At 65.5% G+C, this 16,000-nt stretch carries 14 protein-coding genes; 8 read left to right on the forward strand and 6 right to left on the reverse strand.

All coding sequences use genetic code 11. The features are described from left to right. Positions 1 to 20: 20 nt before the first annotated feature. The gene (locus G5B40_RS16565) at positions 21 to 1,298 is read left to right on the forward strand and encodes a GAF domain-containing sensor histidine kinase (RefSeq protein ID WP_165100850.1); all 1,278 of its coding nucleotides are present in this window, start codon (positions 21 to 23) and stop codon (positions 1,296 to 1,298) included. Here G5B40_RS16565 and G5B40_RS16570 read toward each other — a convergent pair. Further along, the gene (locus tag G5B40_RS16570) at positions 1,276 to 2,244 is read right to left on the reverse strand and encodes a metallophosphoesterase family protein (protein WP_165100853.1); all 969 of its coding nucleotides are present in this window, start codon (positions 2,242 to 2,244) and stop codon (positions 1,276 to 1,278) included. The two genes, G5B40_RS16565 and G5B40_RS16570, sit on opposite strands and share 23 nt — an antisense overlap. A gap of 94 nt (positions 2,245 to 2,338) precedes the next feature. Here G5B40_RS16570 and G5B40_RS16575 point away from each other — a divergent pair, with 94 nt between their 5' ends. The 3 genes from G5B40_RS16575 (at position 2,339) to G5B40_RS16585 (ending at position 4,825) form a co-directional block, all read left to right on the forward strand. Next, positions 2,339 to 3,145: a diacylglycerol kinase family protein gene (locus tag G5B40_RS16575; protein ID WP_165100856.1), complete on the forward strand. Its 807-nt coding sequence runs from the start codon at positions 2,339 to 2,341 to the stop codon at positions 3,143 to 3,145. Between the two features lie 65 nt (positions 3,146 to 3,210). After that, positions 3,211 to 4,023, forward strand: a complete 813-nt coding sequence (locus G5B40_RS16580) for an aspartyl/asparaginyl beta-hydroxylase domain-containing protein (RefSeq protein ID WP_165100859.1) — start codon at positions 3,211 to 3,213, stop codon at positions 4,021 to 4,023. 4 nt (positions 4,024 to 4,027) lie between these two features. After that, on the forward strand, positions 4,028 to 4,825 hold the full coding sequence (locus G5B40_RS16585) for a hypothetical protein (RefSeq protein WP_165100862.1): 798 nt from the start codon (positions 4,028 to 4,030) through the stop codon (positions 4,823 to 4,825). A gap of 168 nt (positions 4,826 to 4,993) precedes the next feature. Here G5B40_RS16585 and spt read toward each other — a convergent pair whose 3' ends face one another. Together spt and G5B40_RS16595 are read right to left on the reverse strand one after the other, a co-directional pair. Further along, complete coding sequence (gene spt / locus G5B40_RS16590) at positions 4,994 to 6,319, reverse strand: serine palmitoyltransferase (protein WP_165100865.1); 1,326 nt, start codon at positions 6,317 to 6,319, stop codon at positions 4,994 to 4,996. A 28-nt stretch (positions 6,320 to 6,347) separates the two neighbouring features. After that, on the reverse strand, positions 6,348 to 6,599 hold the full coding sequence (locus tag G5B40_RS16595) for an acyl carrier protein (RefSeq protein WP_165100868.1): 252 nt from the start codon (positions 6,597 to 6,599) through the stop codon (positions 6,348 to 6,350). Positions 6,600 to 7,747: 1,148 nt separating this feature from the next. On the opposite strand from G5B40_RS16595, the gene G5B40_RS16600 reads away from it, so the two are divergent. Further along, positions 7,748 to 8,488, forward strand: coding sequence for a class II aldolase/adducin family protein (locus G5B40_RS16600; RefSeq protein WP_165100871.1), 741 nt, complete (start codon positions 7,748 to 7,750; stop codon positions 8,486 to 8,488). Positions 8,489 to 8,495: 7 nt separating this feature from the next. Here G5B40_RS16600 and G5B40_RS16605 read toward each other — a convergent pair whose 3' ends face one another. From G5B40_RS16605 to G5B40_RS16615, 3 genes are all read right to left on the reverse strand, one after another. Beyond that, positions 8,496 to 10,337 carry a TRAP transporter permease gene (locus G5B40_RS16605; RefSeq protein WP_165100874.1) on the reverse strand — a complete coding sequence of 614 codons (1,842 nt, stop codon included), beginning with the start codon at positions 10,335 to 10,337 and terminating at the stop codon, positions 8,496 to 8,498. A gap of 70 nt (positions 10,338 to 10,407) precedes the next feature. Beyond that, positions 10,408 to 11,391, reverse strand: a complete 984-nt coding sequence (locus tag G5B40_RS16610; RefSeq protein ID WP_165100877.1) for a TAXI family TRAP transporter solute-binding subunit — start codon at positions 11,389 to 11,391, stop codon at positions 10,408 to 10,410. A gap of 126 nt (positions 11,392 to 11,517) precedes the next feature. Beyond that, positions 11,518 to 12,801 carry a Rieske 2Fe-2S domain-containing protein gene (locus G5B40_RS16615; protein WP_165100880.1) on the reverse strand — a complete coding sequence of 428 codons (1,284 nt, stop codon included), beginning with the start codon at positions 12,799 to 12,801 and terminating at the stop codon, positions 11,518 to 11,520. Positions 12,802 to 12,910: 109 nt separating this feature from the next. Here G5B40_RS16615 and G5B40_RS16620 point away from each other — a divergent pair, with 109 nt between their 5' ends. From G5B40_RS16620 to G5B40_RS16630, 3 genes are read left to right on the forward strand one after another with little or no spacing between them, the layout of a single operon-like run. Continuing rightward, entirely contained in the window at positions 12,911 to 13,861 is a 951-nt protein-coding gene (locus tag G5B40_RS16620; protein ID WP_165100883.1) for a PDR/VanB family oxidoreductase, read from the forward strand. Continuing rightward, positions 13,851 to 15,017 (forward strand): Gfo/Idh/MocA family protein, encoded by a 1,167-nt coding sequence (locus G5B40_RS16625; protein WP_165100886.1) that lies wholly within the window; start codon positions 13,851 to 13,853, stop codon positions 15,015 to 15,017. Before G5B40_RS16620 ends, G5B40_RS16625 begins: the two co-directional genes overlap by 11 nt. After that, on the forward strand, positions 15,014 to 16,000 hold the full coding sequence (locus G5B40_RS16630) for a PhnD/SsuA/transferrin family substrate-binding protein (protein WP_179961586.1): 987 nt from the start codon (positions 15,014 to 15,016) through the stop codon (positions 15,998 to 16,000). Before G5B40_RS16625 ends, G5B40_RS16630 begins: the two co-directional genes overlap by 4 nt.

Consider the following 16,000-nt stretch of genomic DNA (forward strand, 5'->3'; position numbering starts at 1 on the left):
CCGAGGCCGAGGATGAGCTCATGCAGCGCGAGGAGCTCTTTCGCATCTTCAACAAGTTCGCGGTCGACATCATGGGGATCGACGGCGAGCAGGAGCTGATGTGGCATGTCGCGCGCGAAGTCGTCGGCAAGATGGGTTTCAACGATTGCGTTATCTACCTGACCGATCCGCTCGGCGCCTATCTGAGGCAGGTCGCCGCGCTCGGCGCGAAGAATCCCGAGGGCCACGATATCGTCAATTCGCTCCGCATCCGCATGGGACAGGGTGTGACCGGGCGAGTCGCGCAGACCGGTAAGCCGATCATCATTTCCGATCTTTCCAAGGAGCCGTCGTATATTCCCGATCTGGAGCCGGCGCTCAGCGAGATCTGCGTGCCGATGACGATCGACGGCAAGGTCGTCGGGGTGATCGACAGCGAGGAGGCGTCGGCGAACGTCTTCACGGCGGGCCACCTGAGCATCCTCACCACGATCGCCGCCATCGTCAGCTCGAAGCTGAAGCTGCTCCGGGAGGCGGAAGATGCGCGCCGGCGCAATCTGGAGCTCGAGCGCACGCGCGAGCGGCTGGATCGCGCGCGCAGGCAGGCGGAAAGCGCCAGCCGGGTGAAGAACGCGTTTCTCGGCACCCTCAGTCACGAACTGCGCACGCCGATGAACGGGGTGATCGGCATGGGCGAGTTGCTGTCGCACACCGATCTGGACGATCGCCAGCGGCAATTCGTCGACGTGCTGCTCGCCTCGGCGAAGTCGCTGACCGGGCTTATGGACGATCTGCTCGACATCTCGATGATCGAGGCTGGCGAAATGCGTCTTCAGATCGCCGATGTCGACCTCGCCGCGCTGGCGCATACGCTGACCGAAGCGATCGCGGCGATGGAGGTGGCGCGCCAGACCAGGCTGACGCTGGATTTCGACGACTCGGCGCGGGGCCTCTGGCGTGGCGACGGCAAACGCATCAGGCAGATTCTGTCGAACCTCATTAACAATGCGGTGAAGTTCACCGGTGAAGGCGAGGTCGCCGTTACGATTCGGGCCGAAGACACCCATGTTCGTTTCGAGGTGAAGGATGATGGGCCGGGCGTGCCGAAGGAGCAGCTCTCGGCGATCTTCGACCGGTTTCAGCAGGTCGAACAGACCGAATCCCGGCGCCATGGCGGCGTCGGCATCGGACTCAATATCTGTCGTCAGCTTGTCGCCGCGATGAAGGGCGAGATCGGCATCGAGAGCGAGGAGGGCAAGGGCGCGCTCTTCTGGTTCAATCTGCCGCTGGAACGGGTCAAGACGCAGACGGAAGGCTGAACCGGCCGCGATCGGCGAATTCTCCCGTAGCCGTGACGGCGCGGCGCAGGATTTCGATCCGGTGCCCGCGTCCCTCCGCTGAAATGGTTATAAGCCGCCATTCGGCCGGCTCATGACCCGTTCCTGGCGGGGTCGAGGCCGAGGGCGCGCCGAGCACCGGAATACGGATCGCGCCGGCGTCGATCCAGCTCAGCTGGCTCTTGTGGTTATGACCATGGAGGACCAGGTCCGCGCCGGCCTCCGCGATGGCCGCGGCGACTGCCTTGCGGTCGCGGAGCGCCTTGCGCGGCTTGCTCATCGCGGTCGGCGGATGGTGGATCAGGACGATGCGACAGAGTCCGCGCGTCGCGGAGAGATGGGCGCGAAGGCCGTCGATCTGCGCCAGGCCGGCCGCTCCCTTGGCGTATAAGAGGGGCGTTGCGATCGCGGTGGAGACGCCGATCAGCGCGACCGGGCCGCGCCGACGAACCCACGGCCAGCCGGCGCCCCGGTCGCTGGCGATGAAGGGCGCAAATCTGGCGTCGCGCTCGGTTTCGACGCCGGCGACAAGGGCCTCGTGATTGCCGGGAACGAAGCTGACCTGCTCGCCCGGCCCGAACCCCGCCAGCCATTCTGCGGCGCCTCCAAACTCGCGCGGGAGTCCGAAATTCACCGCGTCTCCGGTCATTGCGACATGATCCGGACGGTGCGCCATGACGTCCGCGCGCAACCTGTCGGCGATGGTGCGCAGATGCAATGCGCGCCGGCTCCGCGCCCAGTTCAGCGCGCTGAGCGCCCGCTTGCCGAGAAGCTCGCGGGCGCTGAAGCCGCCGTGGAGCGGCAGATGCGCGTCGGTGAGATGCGCGATGGTGAACCCGGTCATGCATCCAGCCTTTCGCAACCCGTCCTTGCCCGGCGCCAACTCAACCGATAGGGGAGAGTGGGTCAATCCGCCGGGTGCGTTCATGTCCTCCTCCCTCACGCCTCCCACTGTCGGCCATATCCGCAATCCGGCCGCGACACGCGTAGGCGCGCACGCGCTCGACGTCAGAGCGGGTTTTATGACTCGCGCGCCCGAAGGGTTACCGGCGCTCGACGCGGCGCTGGCGGAAATGCGCGCCGCCGGAGTGCGCCGTCTGGTCGTGGAGGGCGGCGACGGCACGGTGCGCGAGGTGATGAGCCGCGCCTTCACGCTATGGGCCGGATCGCCGCCGGAATTCGCGATTCTCGCCGCTGGCAACAGCAATCTTATCGCGAGAAGCGCCGGTCGGATCGAAGAGGCGGATCTGGACCGTCTCATCGCCGCGAACGGCGCGCGCCGCCGTGCGCTGGCGGTGCTCAGGGTCGCGCGCGCGCGGGCGCCCGAGATTCGCGGCTTCGTTCTCGGCGCAGGCGCCTATGTCGCTGCGACGCGGCTGGCGCGTGAGGAGATCGGCGCGCGCCACGGCCCGCAGATCGTGCTGGCGGTGCTTCGCCTTCTCCGCTCGAAGGCGCTTCGCGCGCCGTCATCGATCGGCTTCGGATGCGACGGGGCGCCGGACGAGCCCCGCCAGCGGATGCTGGTCGGGCTCACTTCGCTCCCCGGCGCGCTCATCTATGGGCTCGAGCCGTTCTGGGGCGGGGGAGACGGGGCGATCCGCTGGCTCGATATCGCGGCCGATGCGCCGCGCCTGATGCTGGCTGCCCCTTTCGTCGCGTTCGGCGCGCCGCGACGCTGGATGCGTGGCGGTTATGAAAGCGGCCGGGCGGCGCGGGCGACATTGGCGCTCGACGCTCCCTTCGTCATGGATGGCGAGGAGTTCGAGGCCGGCGCCGACGGGCGGATCGAAGTGACGGCGGCCGAGAGCGCGACCTTTCTCTCCTTCTGATCGGCTCGACATCGGCCCGTTGAGACGCTATCTCCGCCGGGAACGGAAAGGAGCGTGTGAAATCCATGGCCGCCGCCGAAGATCTCAAGTCCACGAAACCGAAGACGCTGAACCGGCCGGTCCGGAAATTCGTCAAGAAGCGTGGCAAGAAGCTGATGCGCTGGATCGCCGGATTCCAGAGTCGGCAGAGTCTCGTGCCCGACACCCCGTTCATCGACGTCTCTCATTTCCCCTTTCTCGCCGAGTTTGAGGAGAAGTGGCGTGAAATGCAGGACGAGGCGCGCGCCATCCTCAAGCATCGGGACGCGATTCCGGGCTTCGAGCAGGTCTCGCCCGACCAGCATCGCATCGCCAAGGCGCAGAAGTGGAAGACTTTCATCCTCTATGGCTTTGGCGATCGGCTGGAGAAGAACTGCGCCATGGCCCCGGTCGCGGCCGAAGTGCTGTCGCGGGTGCCGAACGTGCAGACCGCGTGGTTTTCGATTCTCGCGCCCGGCTATCACATTCCCGCGCATACCGGCGTCACCAAAGGCATCGTGCGCGCCCATCTCGGCCTGATCATCCCGAAGGAGCGGGAGAAATGCCGCATCCGCGTCGCGGACGAGGTCAGAGCGTGGAAGGAGGGTGAAGTCTTCGCCTTCGACGACACGTTCGAGCATGAGGTCTGGAACGACACGGATGAGGAGCGGGTCATCCTGCTCTTCGATTTCGACCGACCGATGAAATGGCCGGGCCGGATGCTTAACAAGCTGATGCTGCGGCTGATGAAATTCACCGCCTTCTATCAGGAGCCGAAGAAGAACCTCGCTGATTTCGAGGCGCGGTTCGAGGCGGCGACCCGGCGCGCGGACGAGAATCTCGAAAAGCTGAGCGACTGACGCCGTGCGAGCGCCCGACCCGGCGCTCACCGCCTTCATCGCGGATGAGCTGGCGCGGCCGACCCTGCCGGAAGCCGGCGCCTTCGCCGCGCATCTCGCCGAAAGGCCGGGAACCGCCGCCGTTCTGTTCTATGGCTCCTGCCTCCAGCGCGGGACGACCGAGGGCGTTCTCGATTTCTACGTCCTCACCGATGGCGGCGACTGGGGGCAGGGCGCGCTCGCCGCCGCGGCCGGGCGTGTCCTGCCGCCAAATGTCTATGTCGTGGCGTGGAAAGGGCTGAGAGCGAAGGTCGCCGTCACCCGTCTTGCCGATTTTGGCGCCCGTTGCGGGTTGGAGACGCTGGACACGACCTTTTGGGCCCGGTTCTGCCAACGCGCCGCCATCGTTTGGGCGCGCAACGACGAGGCGGAACGGGCGGCGGCGGAGGCTGTCGCTACTTCGGTGGAGACGGCGGCGATCTGGGCCGCCCGCCTCGCGCCGGGCTTGCAGGGCGCGGCCGCCTGGCGCGCCCTCTTCGCGCGCACCTATCGGGTGGAGATCCGGCCTGAGCGGAAGGGGCGCGGCGACGCAATTGTCGATGCGGATGAAGCACGATTCGCCCGTTTGTGGGCGCTGACGTCGCCGGCGCGGTCGGTTGCGCCCCCGGCCTCGGCCAACGCCTGGCGCGCGCGCTGGTGGGTGGGCAAGCCGCTCCACCTCGGGCGGTTGGCGAAGGGGGCGTTCACCTATGAAGGGGGTGTGCGCTATCTGATCTGGAAGATTCGCCGACATCGCCGCGACCCGTCGCGCCAGACGCGATAGCGCCGCCGTCGCAGGCTCCTACTTTCCGAACCGGGAATGCGCGTGCAGCCGGACGCCAGATCGAAAGGAGCGCCGGACGATAGGCGCGGCCTTCGAAAACGCCGCCATGAACGCGGAACCGCCCCGAACGCGGCGCGCTCGGGGCGGTTCAATTCGATGAGATCGAGATCAGCGCTCGGCCGCGGTCTTGGCTTCGGTATGCGCCTTCTGCTTGTCGATCGGACGCGCGGGCGAGCCGCCGCCGGTGACGATACGGAGCGCACCCTGAGCCGCGGCGAGGCGGCGGCGGTCCGCCTTGGAGGCCGGGATCAACTCCATCTCCGCGCCGACCTGCGCGAAGATATCGAGCGCAGTGGCGATCTGCTCACGGCTATGCGCCGCGGAGATCGACGATCGCAGCAGCGAAAGCGCGCCCGGAGTCGAAGGCGGGATCGCGATGTTCGTGTACACGCCGGCCTCGATCAGCGCATTCCAGAACCGGACAGCGACTTCCTTGCCGGAGAGCTTGACCGCGACAACCGGGGAAACCTCCGGGCCAAGTTCGAAGCCGAGCGCCTCCAGCCCGTCATAGAAAGTCCGGGCGTTGCGCCAGAGCTGCTCGCGCAATTGCGGGTTCGCCTCGATCTGGTCGAAACTCTGCCGCGCCGCCGCGATCACCGCCGGCGGCAGCGAGGCGGTGAACATGTAGGGCCGTGAAATTGAACGGAGGATCTCGACGCCCTCATGGTCCGAGACGCAGAACCCGCCGACCGTGCCGACCGACTTCGAAAATGTGCCGACGATGTAGTCGCAATCCGCTTCGACCCCTGCCTGCTCGCAGAGCCCGCGACCCTTTTCGCCGAGCGTGCCGAGCGAATGCGCTTCATCGACCATCAGGTATGCGCCGTATTCGCGCTTCACCGCCGCGATCTCCGCGAGCGGCGCAGTGTCGCCGAGCATCGAATAGATGCCTTCGGTGACGATCAGCTTGTCACCGGGCTTGCCCTTGAGGCGCGCCAGTTTCTTGGCCAGGTCGTCAGGATTGTTGTGACGAAAGCGGATCACCTCCGCGTCGGAAAGCCGGCAGGCGTCATAGATCGAAGCATGGCTGTCCGCGTCGATCAGCAGATAATCGCCACGCTGCGCCAGCGCGGAGATTGCGCCGAGATTCGCCGCGTAGCCGGTCGAGAACACTACGGCGCATTTCTTGCCGTAAAAATCCGCGACCCGCCGCTCCAGCGACTTGTGCAACTCATAGGTGCCGTTCGCAATTCGCGAACCGGTCGTGCCGGTGCCGAAACGGTCGATCGCGGCCTTGGCCTCGGCCACGCAATCCGCGTCGAACGTCATCCCGAGATAGTTGTTGGTGCCGAGCAGGATTGTCCGCCGACCCTCCAGCGTGGCCTCGGTCGGCGAAATGACCTCGTCGAACTCGAGCCGGGTCGGGTCGCGGCCCAAAGCTTTTAGCGCGCCAAAGGCCTTTTCGACGGCCATGACCTTATCTTCGATGCTCACTGCCTTCTCCTGCGTCCCGCGTGGCGCTTCAGGCGTTTTCCAGTATCAGGCCATGGATCGTGGCGGCGAGTTGCCTCACCGTTTTCACGTCCGAGATACGGTCCAGAGGAACCGTGATCCCGAACTCGTCTTCCAGCTCGAAGACGAAATCCATGACGCTGACGGAGTCGAGGCCGGTATCGGAAACGATATTCGTATCCGCGCTGAGCTTCAGGTCGCCTTCGACCTTTTCGCTCAGCAAGCGGATGATGTCGTCCTCGACGGAATCCAGCGTCGCCATTAGCGTCTCGTTTTACTGTCCAACGCCGCTTTTGCGACGATCGTTCCCACTCTGGGCATACGTTCTGGATGCGCTCTTCCGGCGCGACATTCGCCCTTCAGTCTCAGATAGACGAACATGCCCGGAAGTGACAGAAATTTAAAGATCAATTCCGTTTTGGCATCACAAGTCTTGCAGCCTGAAATCTTTCCGCGAGTGCGAGATTGCAAGGGGTGCGGCGGTTCGCCGCTATTCTTGAGCGATGTTCATCTCCGAGTTTGCATGAACTGACGGGTGACGGCCGACAGGATGAGATCGATTGTGTTTCTGTTTCCTGGACGCAAGCCAATGGTTTTCAACCGCCGCGCTACGGCGCGTATTCCGATGAAGTTCCGATCCGGGCGCGGCCCCCTCGGCCGACGAATTCATGGGCGGAACAGATGTTCATCGCCTGACGGATTAGCGAACACGCGAGAGTATTTCCAGCTTCATGAACCTCCATTCGCCCGCCATAGCTGGCGATCGGTCACATTCGCTTGTCACGAAGCTTCGATCGTGGAGATGATCGGGCGCCTTCTGCGAACGAGATACGGAAGATCGGATCGGGCCGCCCGCGCGGGGCGCCGGGCGTCCGTGGCGGCCGTTCTCCATGCCCCTTCGCATCGGTGACGCCGGGTCGGAACGATCCTTCAGTGCTGAACATTGGATGTCAGCCGCCGGGTGGCGGTCGTGAAACCATCGCCTGTCCATCATATCCCTTCCGACACGTCCGGAAATTGAAGTCCAGCTCGCGGACGCTCGCGAATTTGTAATCCAGCCGACGGGTTCAACGGCCGGTCGGGCGTCGAACAGAGGGGTGGAATCAGCGGCGATGATTCGATTGACACGCGAACTGACCCGATTTTGGATGGTGAAACGAACCGGCGCCGTGCGCCCGACCGGAGGGAAGAGTCCATTCTCACGCCGCGCGATTCCACCGCTATCGCCCTTCCCGGCTCTGGCGCACTCCGGGCGTCGAGCTTTCGGACGATGTTCGACGTTCCCGATCCGCCTTGCACCACCAGCCGGAGGACAGGTCCGGCGCTTTTCGTCCGCGGCAACGCTGGTATTCGCTCGCGCTCCGGACTGTCGGCGCGGCTCGCGTCCTGGATGGAAGAACGGGCGCCGTTTTGACAGGCGGTGATGCGGAGGCGACGGAGGTCGAACGGGTTCTGGGCGAACTCGTTCTCGCCAACAGAATACTGGCGAACGAACGCGTGATCGACGATTTCGGCCATGTCAGCGTCCGTCATCCGGCCGACCAGGGCCGTTATTTCATCGCCCGCGCCCTGAGCCCTTCGCAGGTTACGCGCGAGGATATTCAGGAGTTCACGCTGGATAGCGCTCCGACGACTGATCTTGGCGGCCGCCGCCCCTACGCCGAGCGGGCGCTTCACGGCTGCGTCTACGCCGCGCGGGCTGATGTCGGCGCCGTCGTTCATCATCACGCGCCTCCCATCCTGCCGTTCACGATTACGGGAGAACGGCTGCGGCCGGTCGTTCATCTCGGTTCGGTGATGGGCGAGGCGGCGCCGCTATGGGACAGTCAGGACGAATTCGGCGACACGACGCTTCTTGTCGATGACAACGACAAGGGCGCATCCATGGCGCGGGCCCTGGGCGGCGCGGCGATGGTCCTCATACGCCGGCATGGAGCGACCGTGGTCGGCGATTCGATCCGGGATGCGGTCTTCACCGCGATTCATTCGACGGCGAACGCAAGACTTCTGCTGCAGGCGCTGGCGCTCGGCGCCGTTCAGGAACTGACGAAGGGCGAGATCGAAAAAGCCCGCGCGCTTCATCGCTCCGCGTTCGCCCAAGGGCGGGCCTGGGATTTCTGGCTTCATCGGGCCGGCCTCTCCGAGGCATGACCGGGCGTCAGAGAAAGTGAAGCGTGACCGGTCGCGCGAAGATAAGGAAAAGTCCGATTCCAAGGCAAAGCAGCCTTCCCCCCGCGCCGATCGGTCGGTTCAGGTAACCTTCCTGCGCGACGGCGACGAGCGCCAGCCCGCTGGCGACCAGAACGCAGGCGAGGGCGATCTCCGGGGCCGCGCCCTGAAGGATCAGCGCGCCGTCGAAGATGAACGCGAATGGGATGAGAAACGCGCCGATGGCGATGCTGACCGCAGTGACGGCGATCTTCAACGGCGCCTCGTCGGCGATCGCGCTCGCGGCGTAGGCGGCGACGGCGACCGGCGGCGTCAGCGCCGACATGACCGCGAAATAGAGGAGGAAGAGATGGCCCGCCATCAGGTCCACGCCGAGCCGGCTCATCACCGGCGCGATCAGCGTCGCGGCGAGGATATAGGCGCTCGGCGTCGGCATGCCGAGACCGAGGAGAATCGTCAGCGCCGCCGCGACGATCAGTGATATGATGAGCTGATGACCGGAGACGAAGAACACCAGCGTCCCGAATTTCGAGGCGAGGCCGGTCATGGTTATGCCGCCGATGACCAGCCCGGCGGCGGCGCAGGCGCCTGTGACCGCGACCATCTTCACGCATGAATCAGCCAGCACATCCAGCGCATCGCCCGGCGTCATCCGCGTTTCGCGACGCAGCATGGAGACCACCACCACCGCCGCCATCCCGTAGATGGCGGCGTAGGTCGGCGTATAGCCGTCCACCAGCGCCCAGGTGATGACGAGAAGCGGAACGATGAAAAGCCCGCCCTTTCGCAATGTCGCGCCGATCGGCGGGATCTGCTCCGGGTCGAGGCCCTTCAGCCCGATCTTGTTGGCGCGCAGATGCACCTGGAGATAGATCGGCAGATAGTAGAGCAGCGCCGGGATGATCGCGGCGAGGGCGATATCGACATAGTCGATACCGGTGTATTCGGCCATGATGAAGGCCGCCGCGCCCATCACCGGCGGCACCAGGCTGCCGCCGGTCGAGGCCGCCACCTCCACCGCGCCGGCGAATGCGGGTTTGTAGCCGAGCCGCTTCATCATCGGTATGGTGATCGAGCCGGTGGTGACCACGTCAGATGTCGGGCTGCCCGAGATCGTGCCGTAGAGACCGGATGAGATCACCGCGATCTTCGCCGGCCCGCCGCGTGAGCGACCGGTCATCGCCGCCGCGATGTCGAAGAAGAAATCCGCGCCCCCGGTCTTGGCGAGAGCCGTGCCGAAGATCACGAACAGGAAGGCGTAGGTGGCCGCGACGCGGATCGGCACGCCGAAAAGCCCGTCCGTGGTGAAGACCATGATGTCGAGAAAATGCGACAGCGAAATCTCGCCATGGCCAAAGGCGCCCGAAAGCCGGTCGCCGAAGAGGTTGTAGGCGATGAAGAGGAGGACGATCACCAGAAGCCCGAGGCCGACCGCCCGCCTCGTGGCCTCCAGCGCCAGAATGACGATGGTCGATGCCGCGATCATGTCGGCGGTGCTCAACGGGTCGAGCAGCGTGATCCGCTCGGCGATCTCGTCGCCATGCGCGACGAAATAAAGCCCGCAGCCAAGCGCCGCGGCGGCGAGCAGCCATTCAAAGGGTGGGATCCGGGTCCGCTCTCCGCCCGGCCCGGGCGTGATCAGAAGGAATGTCAGCACCAGCATCAGCGAGACGAAGGTGATCGTCAACGTCAGCGTGTCTGCGCGGGAGAACCCGGCGGCGTAGATCGACCACGCGGCGAAGACGCCCGCATAGAGCCGGACAATCCGACCGATCAGGCCTTCCGGTCTGCGACGGGCGCCGGTGTCGAACGCCAGGGCGAAGATGTTCACGAAATTGGGTTTCCTGTCGGCCGGATCAGGCCGGCGGCGCGCGCCGCCGGCCCGCCGGACCGGGCTTCGTTCAGCGCAGGCTTCTGGACTTGAAAGCCTCTTCTGCCGCCGGATGATAGGCCGCCGCCGCGCCGGAGACCATCAGTTCGGTGGTGAGGCCGGCCATCGCCTTGTGGACCGAGCTCACCTTGTCGACATGGTCGACCAGCGCCCCGGCGATGTCCTCGACCATCTTCGGATCAGCGTCTTCGCGCACGAAAAGCTGCGCCGAGACGGTGACCGTCAGCGTGTCGTTCGGGGCGAAGTCATAGACGCCGCCTGGGATCGTGAATTCGCTGATCGTCCATTCCTTGGCCACCGCGGCAGCCGTATCAGGGCTGACCGGCAGAAGCGCCAGATCGATCGCGGAGGCGAGTTGCCGGATCGAGCTGTGATTGACGAAGAGCGAGTTCAGCATTGCGTCCGCGCGTCGGTCGCGCATCAACTCGCCCTGCTCTTTCGACGCGGCGTAGGTGACGCTGCCGCCCCAGGATTCGAGGTTCTCCGGCGACGCGCCGGCCGCGGACAGAAGGGAGGCGCCGATATCGCTGACAACGTTGCCCTTCTTGTTCAGGAGGATGTTGATGGGCAGCTTGTTCGCCGCGATGTCCTCCATCGACTTCAGGCCGTGTTCGTCGGCGTAGTCCTTGTTCACGAGCAGCTGGAGCGGCGCCCATGTGTACATGACCGCGAGCGTTCGCATGCTGTCGACCGTGGCGGAGAAGGGCGGCTCTCCAGCCCGCGCCGCCTTGACCTCGGCGTCATGGATGATCGCGAGGTCGCATTTGCCCTGATCGAGTTGCACGACATTGGCGAAACCGCCGCCGGAGGTCTGATAGGTGACGGTCGATCCGGGGAAGCTGGCCTTGACCGCGGCGTCGACGCCGGCGCCGAGCAGCGACCAGAGGCCGCCCGGACTCGCGCCGCAAAGGGTGAGATTGTATTCGGCGGCGCTGACTGGCGCGCCGACCGCTATCAGCCCTGCGGCGAGCAGGTTGATTGATTTCAGCTTCACGTCATTCTCCCTGTTTTCGGGTCTCTCGCCCTTGCGCGCGGTCTTTTCTCGCGGACCCTGTCTTAGATATCTAAACATATGCGGGCGCTCTCGCCGCCGTCAATTCAATCCTTCGACCGAAAGGACCTATTGCGCCGCGACGCTCGCCGCGCCTCCGCTCAGGTCGCGCCAGTCGACATCCTTGCCGATGACCCCTTCGAAGGAGGCGATTTCGCCCGGCGCGATATTCGGATCGTCGGCGCCAAGCGCTCCGCCGCCGGCGGCGACGGTGTTCGCAGCGTCCACCATCAGACGCCGGAACTCGACAATCGCGAGGTCGGACGCCCCAAGCACGTCCCTCGTGCGGTCCACGATCGCGCCCATGCTGACCCACATCGCGATGTCCTGGTTCGGAATGCCGGCGATTCCGGTGAAGTTCCCCTCTTTCATCAGCGCGCGATCCTGGCCGAACCGGTTCGCCATCGTTCGCTTCGGCGACCAGTCCGCCTCCAGATCGACGCCGGGAACCGCGTGGGTGAAGGCGCGCCATTCCGCCGTGTCAGGTGTCGTCGCGGGATCGCCCCAGGCGATGAAGTGGAAGGCCGTCGTCTCATCGTCGATCGGCACGATCACGCTCGCGACCTTGTAGGAGCCGTTCGGCGGGATCAGCGAGATATAGGGGGCGATATACTCCGTCACGCGAACGTAATTGTGCGTCGCCGCGTTTCGGATCGGGCGACGAATCGCAGCGTAGTGAAAGCCGTAGCTTGTCGTCTGCGTCTGCATCCGCGGCGACTTGTCGGTGGACGGACGATACCAGGCCTTGTCGTCCGCCGCCGCCCGCTCGACCCGCGCCGGCACCATGTCGGATGAGTGCAGGGACGAGGAATGGGCGCTGTCGATCTGGCCCTCGGTGATCTGCGCCCAGTTGGCCGGGATGCGAATCTTGAGGATCGAGACCCGCGCATCGGGCGTCGATGCGAAGCCGGGGGCGCGAAACGCCGGCGCCTCGTCGGCGTCGCCGAGCCAGGCCCAGACGAAACCGCCGGCCTCATGCACCGGATAGGCGCGGTGCTTCACCTTGCTCAGGAGCGGGCTGCCCTCCGGCTCAGACGACATGGCGACGACATTGCCTGCGACATCCATCTTCCAGCCATGATAGAGACAGCGCAGCCCGCACTCCTCGTTCCGCCCCAGAAGCAGGGAGGCGCGGCGATGCGGGCAAAGCTCATCGAGAAGCCCGATCCTGCCCTCCGTGTCGCGGAACGCCACCAGCCGCTCGCCGAGAACCTCGACCAGCAATGGCGCGCCGTCAGGCTCAGGCAATTCTTCCGAGAGGCAGACCGGCGTCCAGTGACGCCGCATCAGCCGGCCCATCGGACGGTCGGCGCCGACGCGAGTCAGAATGTCGTTTTCCTCTGCGGTCAGCATGACCGTTCACCTTTCGCTCACCTTGGAATCGACCGCCAGCATAGCGGGGAAGGTGTGATTGACAAGAAATTCTTAGATATCTAACTAGATTGAGGGAGGCGGAGAACCGATGGTGGATCGAGAGGGCGAAATCGACTTGCGGGTGGCTGCCCGTCGGACGCTCTCGGCGGATATAGCGGAGTTCACGCTGGTCGCTGCGGACGGCGCGGCGCTGCCGGGCGGCGAGGCCGGCGCGCATATCACCGTCCGCACGCCATCAGGCGCGATGCGCAGGTATTCTCTTCTGGACGGCGACCGGAACCCGACGAACTATCGCATCGCGGTGAAGCGCGAGGCCGCCTCCCGCGGCGGGTCGGCCTCCATGCACGACGATCTCCGCGAGGGCGACCCGATCTGCGCGGAGCCGCCGGTCAACGAATTTCCGCTACGGGAGGCGCCGGAATATTTGCTGATCGCGGGGGGAATCGGCGTCACGCCGATCCATGCGATGGCGACCGCCCTGAGCGAGGCTGGAAAGCCCTTCCACGTCATCTACTGCGCGCGCGAAGTCGAAAGCGCCGCCTATCTCGATGATTTGCGGACGCTTTGCGGCGACCGGCTGATCGCGCATTTCGATGGCGGAGAGCCGGCGCGCCTCTATGATTTCTGGGATCACTTCGAGACGCCCACGAAGGCCCGCGTCTATTGCTGCGGCCCGGCGGCGCTGATGGAGGAGATCAGGGCGATCTCCGGCCACTGGCCAGAAGGGGCGGTCTCGTTCGAGGATTTTAAACCCGTCGAAGTCGTCCGCGCCGACGATGTGGCGTTCAAGGTGAAACTGGCGAAGTCCGGCGAAACCATCGACGTTCCGGCGGATCGCACGATCCTGGAGGCGGCGCGCGCCGCCGGCGCGGCGATGGCCAGCTCCTGCGAAAGCGGAACTTGCGGCACCTGCAAATGCCGGCTGATCGAAGGCGCCGTCGATCATCGCGACATGGTGTTGATGGATGAGGAGCGCGAGACGCATATCATGATCTGCGTCTCACGCGCTTTGGAAGGGGATCTGGTCATTGACGTCTGACCCCGTCCGTCTCGGCGTGGTCGGGCTTGGGCGGGCCTTCGCATTGACCGCGCCGGCGTTCGCGGCGCATCCGGGCGTCCGCCTGGTCGCGGCGGCGGCGCCGCGCGCCGAATCCCGGCGGGCGTTCGAGACGGCGTTCAGCGGGCGCACGTTCGAAAGCGTGGAGGCGCTCTGCGCCGACAGCGACGTCGAGGCGGTCTATGTGACCACGCCCCACGGGATGCACCGCGACCACGCGATCGCGGCGGCGCGCGCCGGCAAGCATGTGCTGCTGGAAAAGCCGATCGCCGTTGAACTGGATGACGCTGAGGCGATCGTCGCCGCCTGTGAGTCGGCCGGCGTGCGGCTGATCGTCGGGCCGAGCCACAGCTTCGACGCGCCGGTGGAGCAGGCGGCGAAGCTGATTCGGAGCGGCGAATTGGGGCGCGTCCGGATGGTTCAGGCGCTCAACTGCACCGATTTTCTCTATCGCCCGCGCCGGCCGGAAGAGCTTCGGACCGAGCTGGGCGGCGGGGTGATCTTCAGTCAGGGGGTTCATCAGGTCGACATCGTGCGCCTTCTTTGCGGCGGGCTGGCGACATCGGTATTCGCCAGAACCGGAGCCTGGGATCCGGAGCGCCCGACCGAAGGCGCCTACGCCGCGCTGATCGATTTCGCCGGCGGCGTCTTCGCGTCGCTCACCTATTCCGGTTACGGCCGGTTCGACAGCGACGGATGGCAGGGGGGCGTCGATGAACTTGGCCGCGACAAGGATCCGGGTCTTTATGGCGCCGCGCGGCGCGCGCTCGGCGCTGCGGATGATGAAACGGCGCTCAAGGCGGCGCGGAGCTTCACCTCGATGGCGGAGACCCCCGCCGCAAGCCATCACGAGCATTTCGGCCCGATCATCGCTTTCTGCGAGAAAGGCGACATTCACCTGACGCCGGACGGGATTGAGATTTTCGGCGACGAACGGCGAGAGACACGCCCCGCCCCCTTCCGCACCGCGCGGGCGGAGGTCGCAGATGCGCTTGTCGCGGCGGTTCGGGGTGGGGCGTCGCCGCTCCAGACCGGGCGGTGGGGGCTCGCTTCGCTGGAGGTATGCCACGCAATGCTTGAAAGCGCCGAGAGCGGCCGCCCCGCCGCCCTTCGCCGCCAGATCGGAGTTCCATCATGAGCCGACTTCGCCTCTCGATCGCCATGGGCGATTACGACCGGACCCGGCCGATCGTCGACGGGCGCGTCGCGATCGACGGGGTCGATCCGATCTGCATGCTGCAGTCGCCAGAAGAGATGTTCTTCCGCGCCTTCCGCCATCAGGCCTATGACATCAGCGAGCTTTCGCTCAGCTCCTATTGCGTGTCGCTCGCGAAGGACGATGCGCCCTATGTCGCGGTTCCGGTCTTTCTCAGCCGCGCCTTCCGGCACAGCTCGATCTATATCCGCACCGATCGCGGTATCGCCGCGCCGGAGGATCTGCGCGGGCGAAAGATCGGGATCGCGGAGTATCAACTTACTGCGAATGTCTGGGCGCGCGCCCTGCTCACCGACGCTGGCGTCCCGCCGGACGAAATCTCGTGGGTGCGGGGCGGGATGGACACGCCCGGCCGACCGGAGAAGATGAAGCTGGACCTGCCGCCGGAGATCCGGATCGAAGCCGCCCCCGAGGGCGCGACGCTGAATGGCATGCTCGCCGCGGGAGCGATCGACGGTTTCATGGGGCCGCGCTGGCCGCGCTGCTTCCACGAGGGGCATCCTCATGTCGGACGACTTTTCGCCGACACGATGGCGGCGGCGGAAGCATATCACGCCCGAACCGGGATTTTTCCAATCATGCATGTGCTCGGCGTTCGCCGGTCGCTTGCGGAGCGGCATCCCTGGTTGCCCGGCGCGCTTTTCAAGGCGTTCTCGGAAGCGAAACGCATGGCGGTCGCGGCGCTGTCGGATACGTCGGCGACAAAGGTGACCATGCCGTTCGTCGAGGATACGCTGGCGCGCGCGGCGCGTCTTTCTGATGATCTCTGGAGCTATGGCGCGCGCGCCAACGAGCATGTCCTCACGCATTTTCTCGATCAGCACCACAGGCAGGGGCTTTCGCCCCGAAAGCTGGCGTTCGAAGAGCTGTTTCATCCCTCCACGATGGAAAGCTACAGTCTTTGA

Origin of the sequence: Pikeienuella piscinae, assembly GCF_011044155.1 — a bacterium.
Lineage (GTDB): Bacteria > Pseudomonadota > Alphaproteobacteria > Rhodobacterales > Rhodobacteraceae > Pikeienuella > Pikeienuella piscinae.

Coding starts and splice junctions, on each gene's coding strand:
- G5B40_RS16565 (WP_165100850.1), top strand. CDS start 21: ATGCAGCGCGAGGAGCTCTTTCGCATCTTCAACAAGTTCGCGGTCGAC.
- G5B40_RS16570 (WP_165100853.1), bottom strand. CDS start 2,244: ATGAACGCACCCGGCGGATTGACCCACTCTCCCCTATCGGTTGAGTTG.
- G5B40_RS16575 (WP_165100856.1), top strand. CDS start 2,339: ATGACTCGCGCGCCCGAAGGGTTACCGGCGCTCGACGCGGCGCTGGCG.
- G5B40_RS16580 (WP_165100859.1), top strand. CDS start 3,211: ATGGCCGCCGCCGAAGATCTCAAGTCCACGAAACCGAAGACGCTGAAC.
- G5B40_RS16595 (WP_165100868.1), bottom strand. CDS start 6,599: ATGGCGACGCTGGATTCCGTCGAGGACGACATCATCCGCTTGCTGAGC.
- G5B40_RS16615 (WP_165100880.1), bottom strand. CDS start 12,801: ATGCTGACCGCAGAGGAAAACGACATTCTGACTCGCGTCGGCGCCGAC.
- G5B40_RS16620 (WP_165100883.1), top strand. CDS start 12,911: ATGGTGGATCGAGAGGGCGAAATCGACTTGCGGGTGGCTGCCCGTCGG.
- G5B40_RS16630 (WP_179961586.1), top strand. CDS start 15,014: ATGAGCCGACTTCGCCTCTCGATCGCCATGGGCGATTACGACCGGACC.